Here is a 24,219-nt window from a genome sequence, read left to right as displayed (position 1 = left end):
TTGAAGATTTGGTGAAGGCTCTGGGTCAGCGTACGAGGCCGAGCCCGACGAGATGCGCGGCGCCGGCCGGGATGCGCGAATTGTCGCGCAACTCCAGAACCAGCCGCGGCTTCGTCTCCAGCCGCGCGAGGGCGGTGAAGACGGCGCGCCAGGGGATCGTCCCTTCGCCCGGGGCCCAGTGCCGGTCCGCATGGCCGTCCGCGTCCTGCACATGGACATGGTCGAGCATCTCGCCCGCGACGGCGACGTGATAGTCCACCGCCGCGCCGCCGGTGGAGACCTGCGCGTAGAAGGCGTGCCCGGTGTCGAGCGAGACTTTGACTGCGGGCGAATCGAAGGAGCGGGCGAGGGCGAGACGGTCCCTCGGGTCCTTGTCCTCGATGTTCTCGATGACGAGCGTGACGCCGGTCTCCTCCGCCCGCTTCACGACGGCGCCGAGCGTCTGATGCGCCCGCTCCACCACTGCGTCGCGTGCGCCGGGCGTATAGTCGAGATTGTTGAAGTCCCAGGTCGTGTAGGGGCTGTGGATCACCATCTGCGTCGCGCCGAGGCCCTCGCAGACTTCGAGGCCCTTCAGCATCCGGCGGGTGACGAGCGCCCGCACGTCCGCGTCATGGCTGGCGATGGTGAAGCCCCAGAAGGGGCCGTGGATGCCGAGCCGACCCCGCCAGCCGTCGAGCTGGCGCTTCGCCTCGGCGGCGAGGCCCGACCAGTCCTCCAGCGCGTCGATCCGGAAGAAGTCCTGGATTTCGAGGTCGCGGTCGGCCTCGATCAGCCAGTCGCGATAGACCGGCAGGAGCGCGATGGGCATCGCGGCGCCGATGGCGGGAAGGGCGGGTTCGGTCATGGGCGGGGTCATCCTCGGGTTGCGGCGCCGAGGCTTGGACCACCGTTCCGCGACACGGATTTCTCGAAGCCGTAACCCTTCGCTGACAAAGCCCGAACGGCGTTCGCCGCGGTAAAGCCGCCCGCGAAGTCACCAAAGCGTCGCAGGAGCGGCCTAAGCGGGGTTCCATGAGCGCGCGCGAATGCGAAACCTCCGTCCGGCTGATCCAGTCCTGCGAGCGGGTGATCCGCCGCTCGCGCCGCTTCTCCGACGTGACCGTGCGCGCCATCGCGGCGGAGGCGGGCGTCGCCGCCTCCTCCGTCTCGCATCATTTCGGCTCGCTGGAGGACCTCGTGGCCGCGACCGCGATGGACGCCTATCGCCGCCTCAACGCGGAGCGGCTGACGGCGCTCCAGGCGGAGATCGACCGGCGGCGGCCCGAGGCGCCGGGCCTCGCCGGCGTGCTCGCCGCGCTTGTCGGCCCCTCGATCCGCTGGAGCCTCGACCCCGAAAGCCGCTACCGCGTCTTCACCTACATGCACGGCCTCGCTACGCTGAGCGACCGGCCGGGCCGCTTCGCGCGGATGACGGAAAGCCTCGACCATCACCGCGCCTTCATCCGGCAGCTCCGGCGGATCGCGCCCTGGTTCGACGAGGGGGAGATCGGCTGGCGGGTCAACGCCGTGCTCGGCGTCCGCAGCCAGATCACCCGCCACCGCGCCCGCTCCCGCCTCCTCGCCGGGGGCGGCGTGGGGCGGGATGACCCGGAGGCCCTGATCGAGCGGATCGTGGAGGTCTCCGCGCCGATGTTCGCGCGGCCCGAGCCGCCCGGCTCCCGAACGCCGTTCGGCGCCCGTCACGCAGCTGTCGGGGAATCGCTCTAGGCCCGTCTCCGGAGGGAACGCATGGCCGGAATCCGCATCGAGGGCTTGAGCAAGGATTTCGGCGGCCCCGCCGTCGTCAGCGACGTCGATCTCTCCATCGCGTCCGGGGATTTCGTCGTCATCCTCGGCCCTTCGGGCTGCGGCAAGTCCACCCTTCTGCGCATGATCGCCGGGCTGGAAGAGCAGGGCGCCGGGACGATCTCCATAGACGGGGAGCCGATGGAGGGCGTCCCGCCCGGGCGGCGCGGCTGCGCGATGGTGTTCCAGAACTACGCGCTCTATCCGCACATGAGTGTCGCTGGAAATATCGGCTACGCGCTGAAGGTCGCCGGCGTCCCGCGCGCGGAGCGGGAGGCGCGGGTGCGGGAAGTCGCCGCGATGCTGGAACTGGAGCCGCTGCTGGAGCGGCGGCCGCACCAGCTTTCCGGCGGGCAGCGGCAGCGCGTGGCGATGGGGCGGGCCATGGTCCGCCGGCCGCGCGTCTTCCTCTTCGACGAGCCGCTCTCGAATCTCGACGCGCGGCTCCGGCTCCAGATGCGGCTGGAGATCAAGCGGCTCCACCGGGCGCTCGGCGCGACCTCGATCTTCGTCACCCATGACCAGCTCGAGGCGATGACGATGGCGGACCGGCTGGTGGTGATGGAGGGCGGGCGAATCCGGCAGGCCGGCGCACCCGGCGAGGTCTGGCGCCGCCCCGCCTCCCGCTTCGTCGCCGGCTTCGTCGGCACGCCGCCGATGATCTTCTTCCCCGCCCGGATCGACCGGGAGGGGCGGGCCCGCGCCGCCGGGGGCTGGGAGCCCTGCCCCGGCGCGCGCTGGCGTCTTCCCGAAGGCGCGGCGCTCGAACTCGGGGTGAGGCCGCAGGACATCGCGGCGGACCCGTCGGGCCCCGGCCCGCGTTTCACGCCCGACCTCGCAGAGGACATGGGCGCCGAGCTTCACATCCACGCCCGCGCGCCGGGCGGCGAGGCGGTGACGCTGATCCGCCGGGCAGGCGAGGCGGCGCCTTCCGCGCCCTTCGCCGTCCGCATCCCCGCCGCCCATGTCCACGCCTTCCGGGCGGAGGACGGCGCGCGGGCCGAACCCGAACCCGTCGCAACCGAGAGTGAGACCCAATGACGAGAGACCCGGTCTTCGTCCACCTGACCGACATCCATATCGGCCGGCCGGACGACCCGCACCTGCACAGCGACACGCTGACGACGCTCCGCGCCGCGCTGGCGGAAATCGCGCGGATCGCGCCGGCGCCGGATTTCATCGTGGCCTCGGGCGACCTCACGAACGCCGGGGACGCGGAGAGCTTCCGCGTCCTCGCGGCGGAGATGGCGCGGACAGGGCTGCCCGTGATCTGGGCGCTCGGCAACCACGACACGCGGGAAGGGTTCCACGAGGCGATGACGGGAAGCGCCTCCTCCGCCCCGCTCGACCATGACGCCGTCCATGCCGGCGTGCACGTCATCGCGCTCGACACCTCGGTTCCGGGCGCCATCGGCGGCGCGCTGGACGAGGCGCAATTCGGCTGGCTGGAAGAACGGCTCGCCGCCCATCCCGGTCTGCCGAAGCTGATCGTCGCGCATCATCCGCCGAACCTCGCCGGCGTGGCGGACGATACGCCCTGGCGCGCCCTGCCGCCGGAGCAGTCGGCGCGGCTCGGCGACCTGATCGAGGGGCGGGGCGTCGTCGGAATCCTCTCCGGCCATATCCACCATGACCGCTTCTCGCTCTGGCGCGGCGTGCCCGTGATCGTCGGCACCGGTCTCCATGCGGCGACGGACATCCTCGCCGCGGACCGGCTCCGCATGGTCCGCGGCGCCGGCTTCGGGATCGGGACGATCCGCCCCTCGGGCCTCACCCTCGCCGTCGTCCCGCTGCCGCAGGACAGGGCGGAACTCGCCAACTACCCCCTCGCCGAACTCCGGGAGCGGGCGCTCGCCCGCGACGGCGCCGCCTTCGCGCGGGCCGGCTGACCTCTCAAGGAAAGGACCAACCATGCTGAAGCGACATCTCCTCGCCGCCGGCCTCCTCGCCGCGCTGGCCGCGCCGCAAATCGCCGCCGCCGAGATGGCGGAGGCGATCACGGAGCCGGTGACGATCACCTTCTACAACTACAACCTCGCTTCCGCCGGGCTCGGGCGGGAGGCGACGCTCGGGCTGATCGAGGAGTTCATGCGGCGCAACCCGCTCGTGACGGTCGAGCCCATCGCCGCGCCCTCCAACGAAGTCCTCTCCCGCGTGCAGGCCGACATGGTGGCGGGGATGCAGCCCGACCTCGCGCAGCTCGTGTTCCGGGACCTGATCTACGCCGCGAAAGAGCTCGGCGCGGAGCCGCTGGAGGACCTCGCGGGCGCGGAGCTCGCCGCCCATTCCGTCGGCATGGTCCCGAACGGGCTCGCGCTCGGCGCGGTGGAGGGCAAGACCTATGGCCTCGCCTATGTCTTCTCGACCCCGGTGATGTTCTACAACGCCGATCTCTTCCGCGCCGCCGGGCTCGACCCGGACCAGCCGCCGCGGACCTGGGAAGAGGTGAAGGACGCCGGGCTCGCCATCGCCAAGGCGACCGGCAAGCACGGCTTCTTCCCCGGCGCCTACGGGCCGATCGACGGCACCTTCGTCTATCAGGCCATCGTCATGTCCAACGGCGGCAAGGTGCGGGACGGCAACACGCTCACCTTCGCGGACCCGGCGGCGGCCGGGGCGGTCGCCATGCTGCGGGACCTGATGGACAGCGGCGCCCATGCGCGGATCGACGTCGGCGCCCATCTCGACACGTTCCAGTCCGGCAATCTCGGCATGTTCCTCTGGACGAGCGCGGTGCAGAACCGGCTCATCAAGGCGGCGGAGGGCAATTTCGAGCTGCGCGTCGCCCCGATGCCCGCCTTCGGAGAGAAGCCGACCGCGCCGACCAATTCCGGCTCCGCGCTCTTCCTCTTTTCGAAGGCGCCGGAGAAGCAGCGCGCGGCATGGGAGCTGATGAAGTTCCTCACCTCCGAATACGCCTACAACGAGATCACGACGAAGATCGGCTACCTCCCCCTCCGCCCCGGCATGGTGGAGGACCCGAAATGGCTGAAGGACTGGGTGGAGGCGAACCCGATGATCAAGCCGAACCTCGCGCAGCTTGACCGGCTCACCCCCAACATCGCCTTCCCCGGCCCGAACTACCGGCAGGTGGAGAACATGATGAAGGAGGCGATGACGGAGGCGGTGTTCGGCTCCGGCGACCCGGTGGAGACGCTGAAGGCGGCGCAGGAGCGCGGCCAGCCGCTGATGCCCTCAAACTGAGCCTGAACCGGGGGCGGCCTGCGCCGCCCCCGTTGCCGGAGCGCCCATGACCGAAGCCGCGATCCCCGCCGCCCGGCGCAGCCTCGTCCGGCTGCCGCTCTTCGGCATGAAGCTCTGGGAGCCCTGGCTCTATCTCGCGCCGGCGCTGCTGATCGTGGTGGTCTGGACCTGGGCGCCCCTCATCGGCGCCTTCGGCCTCTCCCTCCAGCAATGGAACATGTTGCCCCATTCGGAGCCGCGCTGGGTCGGGCTCGACAATTACGCCAACCTCGTGACGCTGCCCGACATGGGGCGCGCCGTCTCCAACACGCTCCTCTACATTCTCGGCCTCTTCCCGCTCTCGGTGCTGGCCCCGCTCGCCATCGCGATCCTGACGCAGGACCTTTCCGGGCCGCTCAGGAACCTCTACCGCACGCTCGTCTTCCTCCCCATGATCGTCGCGCCCATCGTCGCCGCCGTGCTCTGGCGCTGGCTGCTGAACGAGGATCACGGCCTCGTAAACGCCGGGCTCTCGGCGCTCGGCTTCGCCCGGATCGGGTTCCTGAGCGACCCCGACGTCGCGCTCTGGACGCTCGTCTGGATCACGGGCTGGAAGCTCATCGGCTTCTCCACGCTCCTCCTCTCGGCTGCAAACGCCGCGATTCCGGCTAGCTACATCGAGGCGGCGCGGATGGACGGGGCGAGCCGCTGGCGGATCGTGCGGGACATCCGCCTGCCGCTCCTCTCGCCGACGATCCTCCTTCTCTCGATGATGACGGTGCTCTTCGGCGCGCAATGGTCCTTCGTCTACATCAACGCGCTGACGGGCGGGGGGCCGCTCCGCTCCACGACCAACGTCTTCTTCCTGATGTGGGAATACGGGTTCAAGACGATGTCGGCCGGCTGGAGCGCGGCGGCGGGGGTGCTGACCTTCGCCGTCTTCGGCCTCGCCGCGCTCGGATGCCTGCGGCTCATGCGGAAATACGCCGTCCATGACCGGTGAGCGCGGCTCCCCCGCCTTCCGCCTCGCCGTGCACGGGGCGATGATCCTGCTCTCGCTCCTCGCGATCTTTCCGCTTTGGTGGATGATCGCGACCTCGCTGCGGCCGGAGGGGGAGGTGTTCTCCACCGCCCTCTTCCCCGCCGCCCCGACGCTGGAGAATTACCGCGCCGCGCTCGAGGCCTTGCCGATGCCGCGCATCCTCTGGAACACCTTCGCGATGGCGGCGCTGACGGCCGCGGCGCAGGCGGCGAGCGGGCTCCTCGCCGCCTACGCCCTCGTCTTCTGGCGCTTCCGGGGGGCGCGGACGGCGCAGCTGCTGATCGCCCTTTCCTGGCTCGTGCCGTTCCAGGTGGTGATGATCCCGAACTATGTGCTGGCGACGCGGCTCGGGATGCTGGACAGCCTCGCCGGCCTCGTGATCCCGAACGCCGCCGCGGCCTTCGCCGTGCTCCTCATGGTCAACGCGCTCCGCTCCTTCCCGAAGGAGATCGTGGAGGCGGCGCGGATGGACGGGGCGGGGAGCCTCCGCATCCTCGTGGAGGTGATCGTCCCCAATCTCCGCGCGCCGCTCGCCTCGCTCGGCGTGCTGGCCTTCATCTCCGCCTGGAACGAATATTTCTGGCCGCTGCTCCTCATCCGGCGGATGGAGGCCTCCGTCGTCCAGATCGGGCTCCAGTTCTTCATGACGCAGGAGGGGAACGACTGGGGGCCGCTCATGGCCGCGGCGACGATGGCGAGCCTGCCGATCCTCGCACTCTATCTCGTGCTCCACCGGCAGGTGATCGACAGCTTCATGCGCTCCGGCATCCGCTGAGGCCGGCGCTTCGCCGTCCTTGTGAGAAAGATCACCGCGAGTGACCTATCTCAAACCCCGGAATCCCGGACCCTTTCGACCCGAACCGGGGCGGCCCATGTGTCTCTCGTCGAGCGGCGCATAGTCCGCCGGTGTGAAGCCAGAAAGGAAACAACATGATTATCCGTCTCGATGACGTCCTCATCAGCAGCTATCAGACGGGCGGTTCGGCCGAGAGCGCCGACCGGTTCGACTTCAAGATCGACGAAGGCGGCGGGACGCAGATCGGCCTTCTTCTGCCCGCCGTCCAGAAGGTCCGCGAGGCCGCGGCGGTCGAGGAGCCCATCGACGATTTCGCCATCCCCGAGGATGACGGCGCCGTCCAGATCGGCCTTCTCCTCCCCGCCGTCCAGAAGGTGCGGGAGGCCGCCGCGGTCGAGGAGCCTGACATGGACTTCACGGCTGGCCGCGACGACGGCGAGACCGAAGGCTCGATCCCGATCTTTCCCGAGTACGACGACTACGCACACAAGAAATATCCCCCGTCCAGCTCTTCCACCGCCGCCGACGACGTGATCGTGGACGGGAACATCATCACCGCCGAGAATTATGACTCGATGTTCTGAAGCCGGGCGCGGCGGCGCCGCCCTCCACGGCCGCCGCGCTCAGCCCCGCCTCGCCGCCAGATGCGCGGCGAGCGCCTCGAACCGGTCGAAGGCGAAATCCGCCGCGAAGGCCTCCGCCGGCTTCTTCCGATAGCCGCCGGTGAAGAAGAGGAAGGGGAGCCCGGCGGCCTTCGCCGTCGCCTCGTCCGTCTCGCTGTCGCCGACGAAGAGCGCCGCGCCGCCGCCGAGGCGGGTGATCGCCTCGCGGAGCGGCGCAGGGTCCGGCTTCGTCACCGGCAGCGTATCGCCGCCGACGACCGCGCCGAACCGGCCCGCGAGGCCGAGCGCGTCGAGGATCGTGCGGGCCGGCGCCTCCGGCTTGTTGGTGCAGATGCCGAGGGCGAAGCCCGCCCCGGCGAGCGCCTCCAGCATCTCCGGCGCGCCGGGATAGGGCCGCGTCAGCGTCGCCGGATCGGAATCATAGGCCCGGCGGAAGATCGCGAGCGCGGCGCGGAACCCCGCCTCGTCCCGCCCGCCCGTCGCGTCGAGGCAGCGCTCCACCAGCTTCGGCACGCCGTTCCCGACGAAGGAGACGATGCGCGGAAGCGGCAGCGCCTCCCGCCCGATCTCCCGCAACATAACGTTGGCCGCCGCCGCGATGTCCGGCGCGCTGTCGATCAGCGTGCCGTCGAGGTCGAAGACGACGATGCGGGGCGCGCTCACGAACGCGCCGCTTCCGCCGCTTCGCGGATCGCGCGGATATTGGCCCCGTAAGCCGCCGGCTTCGCCGCCGATCCGCCCTTGAAGACGGCGGAGCCCGCAACGAGCACATCCGCCCCCGCCGCGGCGACCACGGGCGCCGTCTCCGCCGTAACCCCGCCGTCGATCTCGATATGGATCGGCCGGTCGCCGATCATCTCCCTGAGCCGCCTGATCTTCGGGACCATCGGATGGATGAAGCCCTGCCCGCCGAAGCCCGGGTTGACCGTCATCACGCAGACGAGGTCCACCCGGTCCAGCACCCAGGCGATCGCCTCGGGCGGCGTCGCCGGGTTGAGCGCGACGCCGGCCTTCGCGCCAAGGTCGCGGATCGCCTGAAGGGTGCGGTCGAGATGCGGGCCCGCCTCGACATGGGCGGTGATGACATCCGCCCCCGCCTCCGCGAAGGCCGCCAGATACGCGTCCACCGGGGCGATCATCAGGTGCACGTCCATCACCGTCCGGACATGCGGGCGGAGCGCCTTAACCATCTGCGGGCCGAAGGTGATGTTGGGCACGAAATGCCCGTCCATCACGTCGACATGCACCCAGTCCGCCCCTTCCGCCTCCACCGCGCGGCATTCCGCGCCGAAATCCGCGAAATCGGCGGCGAGGATGGAGGGGGCGATCCTGATCCGGCGGTCGAAGCTCATGCGGCGGCCTTCCTCTGGCTGGCGGCGCGCCCCCGTTACCCCCCGGCGGCCCCCGCGTCCAGCGCCGCTCAACCCGGCCGGACGATCCGGTTGGAGAGGACGCCGATCCGCTCGATCTCCAGCTCGATCCGGTCCCCCGGCGCGAGCCGCCGCCCCGTCTCCAGCCCGCAGCCGGTGCCGACCGTGCCGGAGCCGATCACCTCCCCGGCATGGATCGTCTCCGACATGGAGATATGCGCGAGGATCGCCGCGAAATCATGGTGCATGGCCGCGCTCGTCCCGCCGCCCCAGCGCGCCCCGTTCACCCGCGCCTCCATGCGGAGCGCGGCGGGGTGGGGGATCTCGTCCGCCGTCACGATCCAGGGGCCGAGGATGTTCCCGGTGTCGAAATCCTTGCCCTTGGCCGGGCCGAGCTGACCCGCCATCTCCGCCATCTGCGCGTCGCGGGCGGAGACGTCGTTGAGGATCGTGTAGCCGAAGATATGGTCCGGCGCGGCCTCCTTCGAGATGTCCTTCCCCGTCCTGCCGACGACGATGGCGAGTTCGAGCTCGATATCCAGATGTTCGGCGTAGTTCGGCCAGATGATCTCCTCCCCGTCGCCGATGAAGGAGAGGCGGTTGCCCTTGTAATAGATCGGCTGGCGATACCAGACCGGCGGCACCTCCATCTTCCGCCCCGTCGCCGCCTCGAAGACGACGCCGCAATTCACCAGATGCTCCTCGAAGACGAGGCAGTCCCGATACTGCACCGGCCGGATCGGGCAGCGCACCCGGCAGTCCGAAAGAGCGAGTCCCGGCCCGGAGGCGAGCCGCGTCCGCGCCGCTTCGAGCCCTTCCGGCCCCGCCTCCACCAGCGCGACCATGTCCGCGAAATCGGGCGAAAGGTCCACGACCGTCGCCGCATCCCGCACCGCGACCGGGATCGCGCGGCCCCCGTGTTCCACCGTTCCGAGCTTCATCTCAGTCCTCCAGAATGGCGACGGCGCGGGTGAAGCCCGCGGAGGCGCCCTTGATCTTCACCGGGAAGCAGCTGACCGTGAAGCCGCTCGGCGGCAGGCTTTCGAGGCTCGAAAGCTTCTCCATGTGGCAATAGCCGATCTCCATGGAGGCGCGGTGCCCCTCCCATATGATCGCCGGGTCGTGCGTCTCCATCCAGCGCCTCGCGGTGTGGATGAAGGGTGCGTCCCAGGACCATGCGTCCGTCCCCGTCACGCGCACGCCGCGTTCGAGCAGGTAGAGCGTCGCCTCCCGCCCCATGCCGCAGCCCGTCATCACATAATCCGGCTGGCCGTAGCGCGCGCCCGCCGCCGTGTTCACGAGCACGATGTCGAGCGGGCGGAGCTCATGCCCGATCCGCCTCAGCTCCGCCTCAACCTCGGCGGCTGAGACGACGTAACCGTCAGGCCGGTCCCGGAAGTCGAGCTTCACGCCGGGGTTGAGGCACCAGTCGAGCGGCACCTCGTCGATGGTCAGCGCCCGCTCCCCGCCGCTCATCGTCGAGTGATGGTGATAGGGCGCGTCGAGATGCGTGCCGTTATGGGTGGAGATGCGCAGCGTCTCCACCGCCCATCCCTCCCCGCCCGGCAGGTCCTCCTTCTTCAGGCCGGGGAAGAAGCTCGCGACCTGCGCCGCGGTGTCCGCATGCCGGTGATACGTGATCTCCGGCAGCATGATCGGCGGGTCGGAGGCGATGTCGGCTTCGAGCGCGACGGAAATGTCGATCAGGCGGCGGGGCATGGCGGCTCCTGTCTTCAGCGTCCGGGGAGGAGGCCGGTCGCGATGGGGGGAAAGGCGATGATGAGGAGGAGCGCGGCGAGCATGATGAGCGCGAAGGGCGCCGCGCCCTTGAAGATCTCGCCGAGCGGCACGGTCGGGTCGTTCAGCGTCGACTTCACGACGAAGACGGAAATGCCGAAGGGCGGCGTCAGCAGCCCGATCTCCACCGCGATGACGGTGACGATGCCGAACCAGATGAGGTCGATCCCCATCGGTTGCACGACCGGGATCATCAGCGGCACGAGGATCAGCATGATGGAGGCGGAATCGAGGATCATGCCCAGAAGGATCACCACGCCGACATAGGCCAGCATGAGCCCCCAGAAGCCGAGATCGGCCTCCGCCGCGAAGGCGCCGAGCCCGGCGGGAAGGCCGGAGAAGGCGAGCATCCGCGAATAGGTCTGCGCCGCGATGATGAGGAAGCAGACCGCCGCCGTCACCAATCCGGTCTCCACCAGCACGCGCCAGAGGCCGCGGAGCGTCAGCCGCCCCATCGCCGCGCCGAGGAGGAGCGCGCCGAGCGCGCCCATCGCCCCCGCCTCGACCGGCGTGAAGAACCCGCCATAGATGCCGCCGAGGACGAGGAGGATGAGCCCCGCGAGCGGCGCCGCCCGCGCCAGCATCTCCCCCGGCGGCAGCCCCGGCCCGCCCTGCTCCGTCCGCCCGGCGAAGCCCGGCGCGAAGGTCGCGAGGAGGATGACGCCAATCCCGAACATCACGGCGAGGAGCAATCCCGGCCCGATCCCGGCGATGAAGAGGTCGCCGATGCTCTGCTCCGTCAGGATGCCGTAGAGGATGAGGAGGAGCGAGGGCGGGATCAGCATGCCGAGCACCGAGGCGCCCGCGACGATGCCGACGGAGAAGCGCGCCGTGTAGCCATGCCGCCGCATCTCCGGCACGGCGATCTTGGTGAAGACGGCGGCGGAGGCGATGGAGATGCCCGTGATCGCCGCGAAGATCGCGCTCGCCCCGACGGCGCCGACGCCGAGCCCGCCCTTCACCCGCCGGAAGGCGGAATTGGCGACGAGGAAGGCGTCCCGCCCGAAGCCCGCTTCCGAGACGAGAAAGCCCATCAGCACGAAAAGCGGCACGACCCCGAAGAAATAGGAGGAGATCGCATCATTCGCCGCCAGCGCCATCAGCTTCGCCGCAAGGTCGGGCGAGCCCTTGATCGCCCAGACCCCGCCGAAGGAGCAGAGCATGAGCGCGATCGGCACATGCATCCCCAGCATCACGAGAAGCCCCATCGCGCCGAGCGCGAGGAGCCCGATCTCGAACGGCGTCACCGCGCGCCCCAGCGGCGGAGGATGCGCGCGAGGAACTGGAGGATCAGGAGCGCGGAGCCGATCAGGATCGTCGCCTTCACCGGCCATGTCGGCGCGGTGAAATCCCCCACCGCGCCGATGAAGTCCCCCCGCGTCCATGAGCGGAGGAAGAGCGGCCATGTAGCCGTCAGGATGACCGAGAGGATGGCGATTCCCGCAAGGTCAAAGACCGTCTCCAGCGCCTTCGCCGCTCCCGGCGCGCGCCGGGAGAGCGCCTCGATCAATCCGTCCGACCGCGTGAACCGCCCCGCCCGCAGCGCCGCCGGCGCCTGCAGGAAGACGATGGCGACGATGGAGAGCGTCACCATCTCCGGCACGCCGGCGAGCGGCGCGCCGGCGAGGTTCCGCCCCAGAACGTCGACCCCGACGAGGAGCGTAAGGGCGAGGATGAGGAGCGAGCCGAGGACGTTCAGCGCCTCGGTCGCCCGGTCGAGGAGCCGGAGCATCCGTCCCGGCCCCGCTTACTCCTTGTCCCAGTCGCGCAGCGGCTCGGCGCCGGCGGCGCGCATCGCGTCCATATAGGCGGAGAGGATCAGCGAGCCGGGCTTGCCCTGCCCGTCGAGCCCGGCGGCCCAGGTCTTCGCCGCATTGTCCATGCCCGCCGCCCAGGCGGCGCGCATCTCGGGCGAGGCTTCGGCGATCTTCGCGCCGCCCGCCTCCATGCCGGCGAAGGCGGCCGTCACCGCCGCGTCGAGCGCGTCCATGTACCAGGCCTGCGTCGCGTCCGCGGCCGTCATGAGCGCGGCCTGCGCCTCCGGCGGCAGGCTCTCCCACCACGCCTCGTTGGCGCAGACGGCGCCGGCATATTGCGCGCCGAGGCCGAGCTTCGTGACGTAAGGCGCCACCTCGAAGAGCTTGCCGGGCAGCGCGGCGGAGGCGAAGACGAGCACGCCGTCATAAACCCCGGCCTTGATCTCGTTGTAATAGGTGGTGAGGTTCCCCGCGACGCCCACCGCGCCCGTCCCCGAGAGCCAGTTGATCGCAGCGCCCGGCGCGGCGATCTTCCGGCCCTGAAGGTCGGCCATCGACCCGACCGGGAAGTTCGTCATCAGGAGATAGTCGTCGATGGCGATGGGCGCGCCGACATAGACGACGCCGTTCTCGGCATAGGCCTCCCGCATCCGCGGCTCATTGCGATGGAGGCCGTGGACGGCGGAGAGGACGGCGCGCGCGTCAGCGCTCACGAAGGGCGTGTAATAGGTGACGTTCTGCGGCCCGAGCTTCGCCGGGTCGAACAGCGCCTGGCAAGTGCCGAGCTCCGCGAGCCCCGCCTCGATGGCCTCCAGCTCCTCGCCCACCCCGGCGATGGCGCCGCCATATTGCTCGGTGAAGGCGATCTCGTGCCCGGCCTTCTTCATCTCCTCCGTCGCGACGGGGATGAAGACCTCGGAGAGCATCTTCACCCAGCGGAAGACGGGCGGATGGCCGGCGGCGATGGTGGCGCTGAAGCTCTCCGCCGAGGCGGCGCCTGCGGTCAGGAGGGTTGCGGCGGCGAGGGCCGCGAGGCTCGGTCTTTTCATCGTTTCACTCCCTTGGGTCGTCTGTTCTTTTTTCAGTCCGTTCAGTCGCGGCCGGCGCCTCCGATCAGGCCGAGGAGCCCGCCTTCCGCGAAGGCGGCGAGCCGCTCCACGGTGTCCGCCACCGGTTCGGTCGTCGCGGCGCCTGCGGAAAGCCGTTCGAGCCGCCCGTCCCGCCCGATAACGGTGATGAGCGCGCCGAGCGCGAGGATATAGGCCCAGGCCGCCTCCGCCTCCCCCGCGCGAGGCTCGGCCCGGCGGATCGCGGCGATGAAGCGGCGCGCCGTCTCGTCATAGCAGCGGGCGACAAGCGCCCGGTCGCGGTCGAGTCCGGCGCCGAGCGTCGCGAAGATGCGGGCATATGCGGCGCCCCCGCCCTCGGGGCCGAGCGGCGGGGCGAAGAAGGCGCGGAAGACGGCGCGGAGCGTCAGCCCCTCCGCCTCCGCCGCCTCCAGCCGTGCGATGCGGCCGGCGTTGATGATCGCCGCGCGCCGCTCGATCACGGCCTCGTAGAGCCGCTCCTTCGCGCCGAAATGATAATGGATCAGCCCCTGCGCCACCTCCGCCGCCGCGGCGACGGATTTCATCCCCGCCCCGGCGAAGCCGTGCAGCGCGAAATCCTGCTCCGCCGCATCGAGGATGCGCTCTCTCGCGTCGGGCGTCTCGGATGCTCTCGCGGCTTCGGTCATGGGCGGAGCGTGACCCTGACTGGTCGAACAGTCAATCGATTTCCGCGCATCCGCAGGGGCCGGCGGCGACCAGAGGGCCGCCGCCGGGAGCGCGTCACCGCGGCGGGCGCTGCTCGTGGAAGTCCGTCATCCGCTGCCAGGCGTCGCAGAGCCGGATCGCCGTCGCCTCGCCGAAGGGCCGGGCGATGGCCTGGAAGGCGACCGGCAACCCCTCCTCGTTGAAGCCGCAGGGCGTGGCGATTGAGGGAAGGCCGGTGAGGTTCGCCGGCGCCGAGAGCCGGACATAGACGGAGGCGAGCGGCTCCTCCACGCCGTTCCCCCAGTCCAGAACCTCCGCCCCCGCCCGCGCCGCCGCCGCCGGAACCGCGGGCGCGAGGAGGATGTCGATCCCCTCGAACACCTTCGCCAGTTCCGCCTGCATCAGCCGCCGCACGCGCAGCGCCTGGATATAGGTCGTCGCCGGCACGAACTCCCCCGCCTCGAGGAAGGTGCGCACATCCTCCTCGTAGAGATGCGCGCTCTCCCGCAGCATCGTCCGGTGATAGGCGCTCGCCTCCGGCAGGCAGATCGCGAATTCCATCGCCATGATCTGGTCGGCATAGGGAATCGTGACCTCGGAGAGAATCGCCCCCTCCGCCTCCAGCCGCGCGATGGCGGAGCGGACGGCGCTGTCCACGCCCGGCTCCACGCGGTCGAAATAGTAGTTCTTCGGCACGCCGATCCGCATCCCCTTCACGTCCTTGCCGAGCGCGGCCGTGAAATCCTCCTTCGGCACGTCCACGCTCCCCGGGTCCCGCGGGTCATAGCCCTGCAGCGCGTTGAGGCTCACCGCCGCATCCGCCACCGTGCGGGCGAGCGGGCCCACATGGTCGAGCGACCAGGCGAGCGAGGTGACCCCGGCGCGGGAGCAGCGGCCGAAGGTCGGCTTCAGCCCGACGACGCCGCAGACCGCGGCGGGAATCCGGATCGAGCCGCCGGTGTCCGACCCCATCGACATGTAGGTCGAGCCCGCCGCCACCGAGGCGCCGGAGCCGCCGGAGGAGCCGCCGGGGATATGGTCCTCCCCCCAGGGGTTGCGGGAGCGCGGGGTGACGATGCCATAGGCGAATTCATGCGTATGCGTCTTGCCGAGGATCACGGCGCCCGCCTCGCGCAGCGCGACGACGGAGGCGCTGTCCGTCTCCGCCACCCAGGTCTCCCGGACGTTGGAGCTCGACGTCGTGGGCGTCCCCGCCACGTCGTAGAGTTCCTTGATGCCCACCGGAATCCCGTGAAGCTCGCCCCTGTAGCCGCCGGCGAGGATTTCGGCCTCCGCCGCCTTCGCCTCGGCGCGCGCGCTCTCCGCCATCAGGAGCGAGAAGGAGGAGAGCTTCGGCTCCGTCTCGGCCGCGCGGGCGAGGCAGGCTTCCGTCACCTCGACGGGGGAGACCTCCTTCGCGGCGATCTTCGCGGCGACGGCGCGGAGCGGCAGATCGGCGAGATCGGTCATTTCGCGTCCCTCCAGCGGGGGTCGAAGGAATTGGTGGGCGCCGTCTCGCCGACATCGACCGCATCGAGCAGGTCGAAATTCGCGAGCATGCCCGTAAGCGCCCCGGCCACGATCTCGGGCCTTCCGGGCGCCAGGGAAAGGCGCGCGGGCTTCGCCAGCGCCGGCATGTCCTCCGGCGCAATGGGCGGCGGGGTTTCGTTCGTCATCTCGACCTCCGGAAAGAGTGTTTCGATTTCCGCATCACCCTGCTCACTCTCATGTGCGTTTCCGCCGCACCGAATTTGTGGACATTCCGCACTTTGAGCGCAAGGAGGTGCTTGCCGAAGTGTAAAGGCCGTGTTTTTGTCCGGACAAGGGAAATCCTTGAGCCCATCCGAGAAAAGGAGCGCAGGCCGTGGATGACGTCGTGAAGCTGGCCTTCGACATAGCCGCCTTCGCCTCCATCATGATTCTCGTGGTCTCCGGCCTCGCCGTCATCGCCAGCCTCATGGGCATCTTCAATCTCGGCCACGGCGAGTTCGTGCTGCTCGGGGCCTACACCGTCTATCTCTTCCGCGAATGGGGGCTGCCGATCTGGCTCGGCATGCTTGTCGCCCCGTTCATCGTCGGCGCCTTCGGCGCGGCGGTGGAGCGAAGCGTGATTCGCCGCCTCTACGCCCAGCCGATCATCGCCATGCTGGCGACCTACGCCATCGGCCTCATCATCCGGGAAATCGTGCGCGGGCTGATCGGCGGGCAGTATTACGCGATCGAGGAGCCGATTCCGGGCGCCTTCTCCGTCGGCGGGCTCAATTTCTCGATCTGGCGGACGGTCATCATCGTCTCGACGATCGGCGTCATGCTCGCCGCCTGGCTTTTCCTGACGCGGAGCGCGACCGGGCTCCAGATCCGCGGCGCGCTGGAAAACCCGGCGCTCGCCCGCGCCTCCGGCGTCTCGACCGACAGGCTCTATGCGCTGACCTTCGCGCTCGGCGCCGCGCTCGCGGGGCTCGCCGGGGCGCTGATGGTGCCGCTCTTCTCGCTCTCCGCCGATCTCGGCGTCCGCTTCCTCGTGCAGGCCTTCCTCTCGGTCATGCTCGGCGGCGTCGGCTCCTTCGAGGGGCCGCTTCTGGGCGCGGCGATGATCGGCTCGATGGTGCCGGGCTTCCAGTGGCTGCGGGAGATTCCGGGCGTCGGGGGCGCCGTCACCCCCGTCGTGGCCGAGGTTCTGGTGTTCGTGACGGCTCTGGTGATCGTAAAATTCAGGCCGAACGGCCTCATCAACTCAGGGAGACGGTGACATGACGAATCCGACGACACGGCGCGGATTTCTCCGCGGGGGGGCCGCGCTCGCCGCGGCGGGCTGGACCGCGGGCGCGGGCGGCTGGGTGCTGCGGCCCGACTGGGCGAACGCGCAGGCCGGGGCCATCAAGGTCGGCATCGCGACGGACATCACCGGCGCCATCGCCCCCTCCGGCAACGCCAACTGGCAGACGGCGCAGTTCGCCGTGAAGGCGATCAACGACGCGGGCGGCATTCTCGGCCGGCCCATCGAGCTTTTCCTGGAGGATACCGCCTCCGACCCGGGCGTCGCCGTCGGCAATGTCCGCCGCCTGATCCAGCAGAGCGAGGTGGACGTCGTGCTCGGCGGCATCACCTCCGCCATGCGCGAGGCGATCAAGAACCCGATCACCCAGCGCGGGCGCACGCTCTACATCTATCCGCAGCTCTACGAGGGGCAGGAATGCACCCCGCATCTCTTCTGCACCGGGCCGACCCCGGCGCAGCAATGCGCGCGCCTCATCCCCTATCTCATCAAGGAAAAGGGCTTCAAGCGCTTCGCCATGCCCTCCGCCAACTACATCTGGCCGCAGCTCCTTAACAAGTGGGCGCGCAAGGTGATCGAGGAGAATGGCGGCGAAGTCGTGATGGAGGATTACTTCCCGCTCGACCAACTCGAATACTCCGCCACCATCTCCCGCATCATGTCGGAGAATGTGGACCACATCTTCAACACCGTGATCCCGCCGGGGCTCCAGGCGTTCCAGAAGCAGCTCTTCGAGGCCGGCTACTATGACAAGGGCGGCCAGACCTGCGTCTATTTCGACGAGAACACGGTGAACTACGTCGCCCCGCGGGAGCTTGAAGGCGTCTATTCCTGCCTCGACATGTTCCACACGATCGACGACCCGACGACGAAGGCGCTGATCGACGGTTACAACGCCATGTGGCCCGGCACGCCCTATCTCTTCACCGCCGGCTCCGCCTCTTCCGGCATGTATCGCGGCATCAAGCTCTACGAGCAGGCCGTGATCGCGACGAACGGGGATCTGGCGCGGGACGCCGTCTCCGAGGCGATGAACTCGGCCGCCATCACGGAAGGGCCGGGCGGCCCCGCCAAGGTCATCGCCGGGACGGGCCATGTCGAGATGAACATGTACATCGCCCAGTCCGTCGGCGGGAAATGGGAGATCATCTCCTCCGAAAGCGCGGTTCCGCCGCAGGAATGCGCCTGACCTGAACCCGGGCGGGCGCAGCCCCTGCGCCCGCCTCCCCCTGGGACCTCCCCCTGCGAAAGCGCGACATGGCCAGAGACGAGACGCCGCGGCGCCGGCTGCGCATCATCCCGATCATCGAGATCGCGCTCCTCGCCGCGCTCGTCGCCGTGCCGCACGTCACCTCGGATTTCCAGACGATCATCGCCTCGCGCATGCTTATCCTCGCGATCCTCGCGATCAGCTTCGACCTCTGCTGGGGCTATTCCGGCATCATGACCTTCGGGCAGGCGCTCTACTTCGGCGTGGCCGGCTATGTCGCCGCGCTCCTAGCCAACAAGGCGGGGGTGGTGGAGCTCCTGCTCATCATTCCGGCCTCGATGGCCACCGGCCTCGTCGCCGCGCTCCTCGTCGGCTGGTTCCTCCTCCTCGGCAAGCGGACGCCGACGGTGATCTTCGTCGCCCTCGGCACGCTCACCGCATCCTATGCGGCGGAGCGGCTCGTCGCCGGATGGCAATGGGTCGGCGCGGCGAACGGCATGTCGATCTGGGAATTCGCGCGGGTGGCGGGGCTGGAGATCGAGCCGGGCGTCTGGTTCTACTACTTCATCCTCCTCTTCCTCATCCTCGCCTATCTCGGCAGCCGCTGGATCGTGCGCTCGCAATTCGGGCTGGTGCTGGCGGGGATGCGGCAGAACGAGGAGCGGCTGGCCTATTTCGGCTACCGCGTGCAGGTCTTCAAGGCGCTGATCTTCGCCTTCGCCGGCATGATCGCCGGCCTCTCCGGCGGGCTCTACGCCTTCCACGAAGGCTTCATCGGCCCGGCGAGCATGGGCATCGGCCTTTCGACCTACGCCGTGCTCTACGGCCTCTTCGGCGGCATCGGCACGCTCCTCGGCCCGATCTTCGGCGTCGCCGCGATCGAGACGATGGCGTTCATCCTCTCGGACATCAACGCGCTGAAACCCTACTGGCCGGTGATCCTCGGCTTCATCATGCTGATCGTCGTGGTCTGGCGGCCCACCGGCCTCCTCGGCGTCATCCTTTCGGAGCGGGAGCGGATCGGCTCCTTCGGCATCGGCGCGCGGAAGAAACGGAAAGGGGGCGGCGATGGCGCTCCTTGAGGTTCGCGGCGTCGCCAAGACCTTCCGGGGGCTGAAGGCGCTCGGCGGGGTGGACGTAAGCGTGGAGGCGAACAGCTTCCATGGCCTGATCGGCCCGAACGGCTCCGGCAAGTCCACCCTCCTCAAGGCCATCGCCGGCGTTCATTTCCCGGACGAAGGGACCATCTCCTTCGGCGGGCGGGACATCACGCGCGAGCCGCCGCCGATGCGCGCCCGCGCCGGGCTCTCGCTCAAGTTCCAGATCACCGCGGTGCTGCCGCAGCTTTCCGTCTATGACAACGTGCTCCTCGCCTCGCAGTCCCGCGGGTCGATCTGGGGCCTCCTCCGCTCCCGCAGCCGCGGCGAACTGCATGACGAGACGATGGACGCGCTCGAGCGCTTCGGCCTCGCGGACCGGGCGGACGATCTCGCGGGCGAGCTTTCCCACGGCCAGCAGCAATGGCTGGAAATCGCGATGGCGCTCACCAACAAGCCGCGCCTCCTCCTCCTCGACGAGCCCACCGGCGGCATGAGCCCGGAGGAGCGGCGCGCAACCGGCGAGCTTCTCATGCCGATCAAGGCGCATTGCGCCCTCGTCATCGTCGAGCACGACCTCGACTTCATCAAAGACATCTGCGACCGGCTGACCGTCCTCGACAACGGGCGCGTGCTCGACGACGGGACGGTGGCGGAGATCGAGGCGTCCACGAAGGTGCAGGAGGTCTACACCACCCGTGTCTGAGCCGATCCTCTCCGTCGAAGGGCTGACCTCGGGCTATGCCCGCAGCCAGGTGCTGTTCGGCATGAGCTTCATCGCGCCGGCGCAGGGCGGGCTCGCCGTGCTCGGCCGCAACGGCGCCGGCAAGACCACCCTGCTCAAGACCCTCGCCGGGGAGCTTTCCCCCTGGGAGGGGCGCATCGCCTTCGACGGCGCGGATTGCGCCGGCGAGGGGACGGAGCGCCGCGTGCGCCGCGGCCTCGGTTACGTCCCGCAGGAGCATGCCGTCTTCGGCTCGCTGACCGTGCGGGAAAACCTGATGCTCGGCGCCGTCGCCTCCGGCTCGAAGGGCTATGACGAGGCGATAGACTTCTTCCCGAAGCTCGGCGCCCGCCTCTCGCAGCAGGCCGGCACGCTTTCGGGCGGGGAGCGGAAGATGCTCGCCATCGGCCGCGCCATCCTCGGCAAGCCGAAGCTCCTGATGCTGGACGAGCCAACGGAAGGCGTCTGGATCGGCGTGATCGAGGAGATTGCGGACCGTCTGACCCTCCTCGCGAAGGAGATCGCCCTCGTGATCGTGGAGCAGCATGTCGAGCTTGCGCTCCGCGTCTCCGCGCGCGCCGTGGTGATGGAGCGGGGCCGCGTCGCGATGGAAGGGCCGTCGGCGGAGATCGCCGTCGACCCGCTGTTGAAGCGCTATCTGGCGCCCTGACGCGCCGGGAGGGGACAATGCCGAGAGCCGAAGCCGAAATCCGCGTCGCCTGCGTCCAGATGGAGCCGGTCGTGGGCGAGAAGGCGCGCAACGTCGCCCGCTCCCTCGAATTCATCGAAGAGGCCGCGGGCGAGGGCGCGAAGCTGATCGTCCTGCCGGAACTGGCCAATTCCGGCTATGTCTTCGAGACTCGGGAGGAGGCCTTCTCCCTCGCCGAGGAAATCCCCGGCGGCGAGACCGTCTCCGCCTGGGCCGGGGCCGCGGCGCGGCTGGGCGTCTGGATCGTGGCCGGGATCGCGGAGCGGGAGGGCGCGAGGCTCTTCAATTCCTCCGTCCTGGTTGGGCCGGAAGGGCATGTGGGAACCTTCCGGAAGGCGCATCTCTGGAACGCCGAGGCGCTCTTCTTCGAGCCCGGCGATCTCGGCTTCCCCGTCTTCGCCACGCCCCTCGGCCGGATCGGCATGTGCATCTGCTATGATGGCTGGTTCCCCGAAAGCTACCGCCTCATGGCGCTGCAGGGGGCGGACATCGTCTGCGTGCCGACGAACTGGGTGCCGATCCCGGGGCAGGACCCGAAGCGGGAGGCGATGGCCAACATCCTCTGCATGGCCGCCGCCCATTCCAACTCGATCTTCATCGCCGCGGCGGACCGGGTGGGCACGGAGCGCGGCCAGCCCTTCAACGGCCAGAGCCTGATCGTCAGCTACACGGGCTGGCCCATCGGCGGCCCCGCGGGCGCGACGGAGGAGGTGATCGTCTACGCCGACCTCAACCTCTCGGACGCGCGTCGCAAGCGCAACTGGAACGAATACAACCAGGTGCTGAGGGACCGGCGAACCGATCTCTACGGCGAGATGCTGGGCTCCGACGCCCGGATCGGCTGGCGCTGAGGCGCGCCCTCCTTCAGCCCCGGAGCCTCAAGGGTCCGGCGCCTCCCGCTTCGCCGTCCGCCCCGCATACCGCGTGGGACGCAGGCGGACGGGAGAGCCGACCGAGGTGAGAGCACAGGCGCGCGAACGGCGTCGCACTTGTCGCCAAGGCAAAAGGATCGGTCATCGCGCCAGCCTTTTCGGAAAGAGCGGCAGGCCGTGAGCGCCCGGTCGCCTCACCATCCCCCCTCCCGGCAGGAGGGGGGATCGGGGGGAAGGGCGAAACCCGCCAAACCGCGCCCGCGCCTTTTCTGCGGTTTTTCCTGATAACCCAACGATCTCAACGGGATGACCTGCCTGCTCACTGTGAGCAGGCGCCCGGCCGCCCCCGTCAGGCCGCCCGCGCCCAGGGCCGGGGGAAGGGCCCCAGCGCCTCGGTGACCTTGGCGTCGTCCCCGCCGGAGACGATGGCGGTGAGGCCGGTCTGCTTCGAATCCACCACGTCCACGATCTTCGCCTCAACCCCCGCCTTCTTCAGCGCGGCGGCGTAGATGCGGGAGATCGCGGCGCGGCGGAGGTCGGGCTTGAAGACCTTGCCGACCGCCGTCTTCGGCAGTTCGCCCATCACCTCGACATATTTCGGCATCGCCGCCTGTTCGGTGATGTGCTCCGCCGCATAGGCCAGCAGCTCCTCCCCCGTCACGGAGGCGCCCTGCATCAGCTCGACATAGGCGCAGGGCACCTCGCCGGCATAGGCGTCCGGCTGGCCGATGGCGCCGACGAAGGCGACGGCGGGATGCGCGATCAGCGCCTCCTCGATGATCGCCGGGTCGATGTTGTGCCCGCCGCGGATGATGAGGTCCTTCGCGCGGCCAGTGATCCAGAGATAGCCGTCATCGTCGAACTTGCCGAGGTCCCCGGTGCGGAGATAGCCGCCGGTGGCGAAGAGCCCCTCGTTCCGCTTCGCCTCGGTATAGCCGGGGAAGGTGCCGGGGTTCAGCACGCAGATCTCCCCGATCTCGTTCGGCGCCATCTCCTTCAGGATCGTCCCGTCATCCGCGCAGTGGAGGATCTTCACGTCCGTATAGGGGAAGGGGATGCCGACGGAGCCGATCTTCTTCTCCCCGTGCGGCGGGTTGCCGGAGACGACGCAGGTCGCCTCCGTCATGCCGTAGCCTTCGAGGATGTTGACGTTCGTCGCCTTTACGAACTGCCGGAACAATTCCTGCGGCAGCGGGGCGGAGCCGCAGAACGCGCTCTTCAGCGTCGAGATGTCCGCGTTCACGGGCCGCTGCATCAGCGCCGCCGCCGCCGTCGGCACCATGATCATGAAGGTGACGCCCCAGCGCTCCACCAGCTTCCAGAAATTGTCGAACACCCCCTCGCCGCGGAAGCCCTGCGGCGTCGGCATCACCATATGCGCGCCCGAAGTGCAGCAGGAGAGGAGGACGGGATAGGCCGCGAAGACATGGAACATCGGCAGCGGGCAAAGAAGCACGTCATCCGCCGTCGCCAGCACCGCCTCGCCGACCCAGCCATTGTAGAGCGCGCCGCCGTGGTTGTGCTGCGCGACCTTCGGCATCCCCGTCGTGCCGCCGGTGTGGAAATAGGCGCAGATCGTCTCCCGCGTCGCCTCGTTGGGGAAGGAGAGCGTCTCCCGCCGCTTGCTCGTCTCCGCGTTGAAATCCGCCACCTTCACGCCCGCAGGCCAGGCGACCTTCGGGCGGATCAGCGGCACGATGAGGGAGAGCGGCGGCGTGAGGTAGCGCTTCAGGTCGACCGTCAGCACATGCTTCACGTTCGGCGCATGGGCGAGCGCCTGCGCCGCCTTCTGCGGCACATCCGTCTTCGGGAAGGGCGCGAGGGTGACGAGCACCTTCGCGTTCGTCTCGTGCAGGATCTGCCCGATCTGCTCCGCCTCCAGCAGCGGGTTGATCGGGTTCACGATCCCCGCCGTCATCCCGCCGAGCAGCGCGATCGCCGTCTCGTTGGCGTTGGGCAGGAGATAGGCGACCACATCCTTCGGCCCGACGCCGAGATCGCGGAAGAGGTTCGCCGCCTGCGCCGTGCGCGCGTGGAGGCTGGACCAGGTGAGCGTCTCCGCCTTGTCCTTCTCGCCGCTCTTGATCTGGAAGCTGAGCGCCGGCCGCGCCCCGTATTTCCCCGCCGTCTCGGTCAGCAGCTCGAAGACGTTGTTGACCGCAAGGCGTCCGCCGAAAGGCTCGGTCTCGAATGCCGCCTTGTCGGCGAGCGAAGCGTAGGCCATGAAAATCTCCTCCCCCGGCGCCTGTTTTGCGCCTTCTGTCGGGTAATATTAATGTGCATCGTCAGCGTGCGCTGCAAGATAAGAATCGTGGAAAAGCTCAGTGCCGGTAGCTCGGCTCGACCTCGTACTGCCCGCCCTCGAGCCCGCCGAACATCTCCCCGACCTCGGGATGCTCCACCGGCTCGCCGGATTCGTCGGGCAGCAGGTTCTGCTCGGAGACATAGGCGACGTAATAGCTCGTCTCGTTCTCCGCGAAGAGATGGTAGAAGGGCTGGTCCTTCCGCGGGCGGTTCTCCTCCGGGATGGAGTTCCACCATTCCTCGGTATTGGAGAAGATCGGGTCCACGTCGAAGATGACGCCGCGGAACGGGTGGATGCGATGCTGCACCACCTGGCCGATCCTGAATTTCGCCGACGCCCGTATCATGCCCGTCGATTCGCCCCGCTTGCGTTCGCACCTGAATAGTATAGCCCTCCTAAGAAAGTTTCCATAGGCG

The 24,219-nt window shown here is 69.2% G+C and carries 26 protein-coding genes; 13 read left to right on the top strand and 13 right to left on the bottom strand.

What is annotated here, in order from left to right:
• Positions 1-25: 25 nt before the first annotated feature.
• Positions 26-847: a sugar phosphate isomerase/epimerase family protein gene (locus ACE37J_RS02340; RefSeq protein ID WP_409706418.1), complete on the bottom strand. Its 822-nt coding sequence runs from the start codon at positions 845-847 to the stop codon at positions 26-28.
• 167 nt (positions 848-1,014) lie between these two features.
• Between ACE37J_RS02340 and ACE37J_RS02335 the strand changes: the two genes are divergently transcribed.
• The 7 genes from ACE37J_RS02335 (at position 1,015) to ACE37J_RS02305 (ending at position 7,393) form a co-directional block, all read left to right on the top strand.
• On the top strand, positions 1,015-1,710 hold the full coding sequence (locus tag ACE37J_RS02335) for a TetR family transcriptional regulator (RefSeq protein ID WP_409706415.1): 696 nt from the start codon (positions 1,015-1,017) through the stop codon (positions 1,708-1,710).
• A gap of 21 nt (positions 1,711-1,731) precedes the next feature.
• The gene (locus ACE37J_RS02330; RefSeq protein ID WP_409706412.1) at positions 1,732-2,829 is read left to right on the top strand and encodes an ABC transporter ATP-binding protein; all 1,098 of its coding nucleotides are present in this window, start codon (positions 1,732-1,734) and stop codon (positions 2,827-2,829) included.
• A complete protein-coding gene (locus ACE37J_RS02325) occupies positions 2,826-3,677 on the top strand; it encodes a metallophosphoesterase family protein (protein ID WP_409706409.1) in 852 nt (283 codons plus the stop codon). Before ACE37J_RS02330 ends, ACE37J_RS02325 begins: the two co-directional genes overlap by 4 nt.
• 22 nt (positions 3,678-3,699) lie before the next feature.
• Positions 3,700-4,992, top strand: coding sequence for an ABC transporter substrate-binding protein (locus ACE37J_RS02320; RefSeq protein ID WP_409706406.1), 1,293 nt, complete (start codon positions 3,700-3,702; stop codon positions 4,990-4,992).
• 46 nt (positions 4,993-5,038) lie between these two features.
• Positions 5,039-5,974: a carbohydrate ABC transporter permease gene (locus ACE37J_RS02315; protein WP_409706403.1), complete on the top strand. Its 936-nt coding sequence runs from the start codon at positions 5,039-5,041 to the stop codon at positions 5,972-5,974.
• A complete protein-coding gene (locus ACE37J_RS02310) occupies positions 5,964-6,788 on the top strand; it encodes a carbohydrate ABC transporter permease (RefSeq protein ID WP_409706401.1) in 825 nt (274 codons plus the stop codon). The genes ACE37J_RS02315 and ACE37J_RS02310 overlap by 11 nt, the downstream gene beginning before the upstream one ends.
• Before the next feature lie 155 nt (positions 6,789-6,943).
• Positions 6,944-7,393, top strand: a complete 450-nt coding sequence (locus ACE37J_RS02305; protein WP_409706398.1) for a hypothetical protein — start codon at positions 6,944-6,946, stop codon at positions 7,391-7,393.
• A 39-nt stretch (positions 7,394-7,432) separates the two neighbouring features.
• Here the strand turns inward: ACE37J_RS02305 and gph are convergent, their stop codons facing one another.
• From gph to ACE37J_RS02255, 10 genes are all read right to left on the bottom strand, one after another.
• Positions 7,433-8,095 carry a phosphoglycolate phosphatase gene (gene gph, locus ACE37J_RS02300; RefSeq protein ID WP_409706395.1) on the bottom strand — a complete coding sequence of 221 codons (663 nt, stop codon included), beginning with the start codon at positions 8,093-8,095 and terminating at the stop codon, positions 7,433-7,435.
• Positions 8,092-8,784 (bottom strand): ribulose-phosphate 3-epimerase, encoded by a 693-nt coding sequence (rpe, locus tag ACE37J_RS02295; protein ID WP_409706392.1) that lies wholly within the window; start codon positions 8,782-8,784, stop codon positions 8,092-8,094. Before rpe ends, gph begins: the two co-directional genes overlap by 4 nt.
• A gap of 68 nt (positions 8,785-8,852) precedes the next feature.
• A complete protein-coding gene (locus tag ACE37J_RS02290) occupies positions 8,853-9,743 on the bottom strand; it encodes a fumarylacetoacetate hydrolase family protein (RefSeq protein WP_409706389.1) in 891 nt (296 codons plus the stop codon).
• Position 9,744: 1 nt separating this feature from the next.
• Complete coding sequence (locus ACE37J_RS02285; RefSeq protein WP_409706386.1) at positions 9,745-10,521, bottom strand: cyclase family protein; 777 nt, start codon at positions 10,519-10,521, stop codon at positions 9,745-9,747.
• A 14-nt stretch (positions 10,522-10,535) separates the two neighbouring features.
• Positions 10,536-11,846, bottom strand: coding sequence for a TRAP transporter large permease (locus tag ACE37J_RS02280; RefSeq protein ID WP_409706383.1), 1,311 nt, complete (start codon positions 11,844-11,846; stop codon positions 10,536-10,538).
• Positions 11,843-12,331 carry a TRAP transporter small permease subunit gene (locus tag ACE37J_RS02275; RefSeq protein ID WP_409706380.1) on the bottom strand — a complete coding sequence of 163 codons (489 nt, stop codon included), beginning with the start codon at positions 12,329-12,331 and terminating at the stop codon, positions 11,843-11,845. The genes ACE37J_RS02280 and ACE37J_RS02275 overlap by 4 nt, the downstream gene beginning before the upstream one ends.
• A gap of 15 nt (positions 12,332-12,346) precedes the next feature.
• Entirely contained in the window at positions 12,347-13,405 is a 1,059-nt protein-coding gene (locus ACE37J_RS02270; protein ID WP_409706377.1) for a C4-dicarboxylate TRAP transporter substrate-binding protein, read from the bottom strand.
• A gap of 41 nt (positions 13,406-13,446) precedes the next feature.
• Complete coding sequence (locus ACE37J_RS02265; protein WP_409706374.1) at positions 13,447-14,091, bottom strand: TetR/AcrR family transcriptional regulator; 645 nt, start codon at positions 14,089-14,091, stop codon at positions 13,447-13,449.
• Between the two features lie 94 nt (positions 14,092-14,185).
• A complete protein-coding gene (locus ACE37J_RS02260) occupies positions 14,186-15,580 on the bottom strand; it encodes an amidase (RefSeq protein ID WP_409706371.1) in 1,395 nt (464 codons plus the stop codon).
• Positions 15,577-15,786: a hypothetical protein gene (locus ACE37J_RS02255; protein WP_409706369.1), complete on the bottom strand. Its 210-nt coding sequence runs from the start codon at positions 15,784-15,786 to the stop codon at positions 15,577-15,579. Before ACE37J_RS02255 ends, ACE37J_RS02260 begins: the two co-directional genes overlap by 4 nt.
• Positions 15,787-15,974: 188 nt before the next feature.
• Between ACE37J_RS02255 and ACE37J_RS02250 the strand changes: the two genes are divergently transcribed.
• The 6 genes from ACE37J_RS02250 (at position 15,975) to ACE37J_RS02225 (ending at position 21,477) form a co-directional block, all read left to right on the top strand.
• On the top strand, positions 15,975-16,859 hold the full coding sequence (locus ACE37J_RS02250) for a branched-chain amino acid ABC transporter permease (RefSeq protein WP_409706366.1): 885 nt from the start codon (positions 15,975-15,977) through the stop codon (positions 16,857-16,859).
• A 1-nt stretch (position 16,860) separates the two neighbouring features.
• Entirely contained in the window at positions 16,861-18,075 is a 1,215-nt protein-coding gene (locus ACE37J_RS02245) for a substrate-binding protein (protein WP_409706363.1), read from the top strand.
• 68 nt (positions 18,076-18,143) lie between these two features.
• The gene (locus tag ACE37J_RS02240) at positions 18,144-19,178 is read left to right on the top strand and encodes a branched-chain amino acid ABC transporter permease (RefSeq protein ID WP_409706360.1); all 1,035 of its coding nucleotides are present in this window, start codon (positions 18,144-18,146) and stop codon (positions 19,176-19,178) included.
• On the top strand, positions 19,165-19,899 hold the full coding sequence (locus tag ACE37J_RS02235) for an ABC transporter ATP-binding protein (RefSeq protein WP_409706357.1): 735 nt from the start codon (positions 19,165-19,167) through the stop codon (positions 19,897-19,899). The genes ACE37J_RS02240 and ACE37J_RS02235 overlap by 14 nt, the downstream gene beginning before the upstream one ends.
• Positions 19,892-20,587 (top strand): ABC transporter ATP-binding protein, encoded by a 696-nt coding sequence (locus ACE37J_RS02230; protein WP_409706354.1) that lies wholly within the window; start codon positions 19,892-19,894, stop codon positions 20,585-20,587. The genes ACE37J_RS02235 and ACE37J_RS02230 overlap by 8 nt, the downstream gene beginning before the upstream one ends.
• A gap of 17 nt (positions 20,588-20,604) precedes the next feature.
• Positions 20,605-21,477 (top strand): nitrilase family protein, encoded by an 873-nt coding sequence (locus tag ACE37J_RS02225; protein ID WP_409706351.1) that lies wholly within the window; start codon positions 20,605-20,607, stop codon positions 21,475-21,477.
• A 370-nt stretch (positions 21,478-21,847) separates the two neighbouring features.
• Here ACE37J_RS02225 and ACE37J_RS02220 read toward each other — a convergent pair whose 3' ends face one another.
• Together ACE37J_RS02220 and hspQ are read right to left on the bottom strand one after the other, a co-directional pair.
• Positions 21,848-23,722 carry an acyl-CoA synthetase gene (locus ACE37J_RS02220; RefSeq protein WP_409706348.1) on the bottom strand — a complete coding sequence of 625 codons (1,875 nt, stop codon included), beginning with the start codon at positions 23,720-23,722 and terminating at the stop codon, positions 21,848-21,850.
• 97 nt (positions 23,723-23,819) lie between these two features.
• Positions 23,820-24,149 carry a heat shock protein HspQ gene (hspQ, locus tag ACE37J_RS02215; protein ID WP_409706346.1) on the bottom strand — a complete coding sequence of 110 codons (330 nt, stop codon included), beginning with the start codon at positions 24,147-24,149 and terminating at the stop codon, positions 23,820-23,822.
• Between the last annotated feature and the right edge of the window lie 70 nt (positions 24,150-24,219).

It is taken from the genome of Pikeienuella sp. (assembly GCF_046290545.1).
Lineage (GTDB): Bacteria > Pseudomonadota > Alphaproteobacteria > Rhodobacterales > Rhodobacteraceae > Pikeienuella.
The sequence above is the reverse complement of the archived record's forward strand: the minus strand, read 5'-3'. Positions and strand labels throughout refer to the sequence as shown.

What these genes read in the sequence shown, in the direction of transcription:
- rpe (WP_409706392.1), bottom strand. Translation starts at nt 8,784, where the DNA reads ATGAGCTTCGACCGCCGGATCAGGATCGCCCCCTCCATCCTCGCCGCC.
- ACE37J_RS02305 (WP_409706398.1), top strand. Translation starts at nt 6,944, where the DNA reads ATGATTATCCGTCTCGATGACGTCCTCATCAGCAGCTATCAGACGGGC.
- ACE37J_RS02285 (WP_409706386.1), bottom strand. Translation starts at nt 10,521, where the DNA reads ATGCCCCGCCGCCTGATCGACATTTCCGTCGCGCTCGAAGCCGACATC.
- ACE37J_RS02235 (WP_409706357.1), top strand. Translation starts at nt 19,165, where the DNA reads ATGGCGCTCCTTGAGGTTCGCGGCGTCGCCAAGACCTTCCGGGGGCTG.
- ACE37J_RS02255 (WP_409706369.1), bottom strand. Translation starts at nt 15,786, where the DNA reads ATGACGAACGAAACCCCGCCGCCCATTGCGCCGGAGGACATGCCGGCG.
- ACE37J_RS02245 (WP_409706363.1), top strand. Translation starts at nt 16,861, where the DNA reads ATGACGAATCCGACGACACGGCGCGGATTTCTCCGCGGGGGGGCCGCG.
- ACE37J_RS02290 (WP_409706389.1), bottom strand. Translation starts at nt 9,743, where the DNA reads ATGAAGCTCGGAACGGTGGAACACGGGGGCCGCGCGATCCCGGTCGCG.
- ACE37J_RS02310 (WP_409706401.1), top strand. Translation starts at nt 5,964, where the DNA reads ATGACCGGTGAGCGCGGCTCCCCCGCCTTCCGCCTCGCCGTGCACGGG.
- ACE37J_RS02265 (WP_409706374.1), bottom strand. Translation starts at nt 14,091, where the DNA reads ATGACCGAAGCCGCGAGAGCATCCGAGACGCCCGACGCGAGAGAGCGC.
- ACE37J_RS02270 (WP_409706377.1), bottom strand. Translation starts at nt 13,405, where the DNA reads ATGAAAAGACCGAGCCTCGCGGCCCTCGCCGCCGCAACCCTCCTGACC.
- ACE37J_RS02220 (WP_409706348.1), bottom strand. Translation starts at nt 23,722, where the DNA reads ATGGCCTACGCTTCGCTCGCCGACAAGGCGGCATTCGAGACCGAGCCT.
- ACE37J_RS02330 (WP_409706412.1), top strand. Translation starts at nt 1,732, where the DNA reads ATGGCCGGAATCCGCATCGAGGGCTTGAGCAAGGATTTCGGCGGCCCC.
- ACE37J_RS02240 (WP_409706360.1), top strand. Translation starts at nt 18,144, where the DNA reads ATGGCCAGAGACGAGACGCCGCGGCGCCGGCTGCGCATCATCCCGATC.
- ACE37J_RS02340 (WP_409706418.1), bottom strand. Translation starts at nt 847, where the DNA reads ATGACCGAACCCGCCCTTCCCGCCATCGGCGCCGCGATGCCCATCGCG.
- ACE37J_RS02275 (WP_409706380.1), bottom strand. Translation starts at nt 12,331, where the DNA reads ATGCTCCGGCTCCTCGACCGGGCGACCGAGGCGCTGAACGTCCTCGGC.
- ACE37J_RS02335 (WP_409706415.1), top strand. Translation starts at nt 1,015, where the DNA reads ATGAGCGCGCGCGAATGCGAAACCTCCGTCCGGCTGATCCAGTCCTGC.
- ACE37J_RS02225 (WP_409706351.1), top strand. Translation starts at nt 20,605, where the DNA reads ATGCCGAGAGCCGAAGCCGAAATCCGCGTCGCCTGCGTCCAGATGGAG.
- ACE37J_RS02325 (WP_409706409.1), top strand. Translation starts at nt 2,826, where the DNA reads ATGACGAGAGACCCGGTCTTCGTCCACCTGACCGACATCCATATCGGC.
- hspQ (WP_409706346.1), bottom strand. Translation starts at nt 24,149, where the DNA reads ATGATACGGGCGTCGGCGAAATTCAGGATCGGCCAGGTGGTGCAGCAT.
- ACE37J_RS02320 (WP_409706406.1), top strand. Translation starts at nt 3,700, where the DNA reads ATGCTGAAGCGACATCTCCTCGCCGCCGGCCTCCTCGCCGCGCTGGCC.
- ACE37J_RS02315 (WP_409706403.1), top strand. Translation starts at nt 5,039, where the DNA reads ATGACCGAAGCCGCGATCCCCGCCGCCCGGCGCAGCCTCGTCCGGCTG.
- ACE37J_RS02260 (WP_409706371.1), bottom strand. Translation starts at nt 15,580, where the DNA reads ATGACCGATCTCGCCGATCTGCCGCTCCGCGCCGTCGCCGCGAAGATC.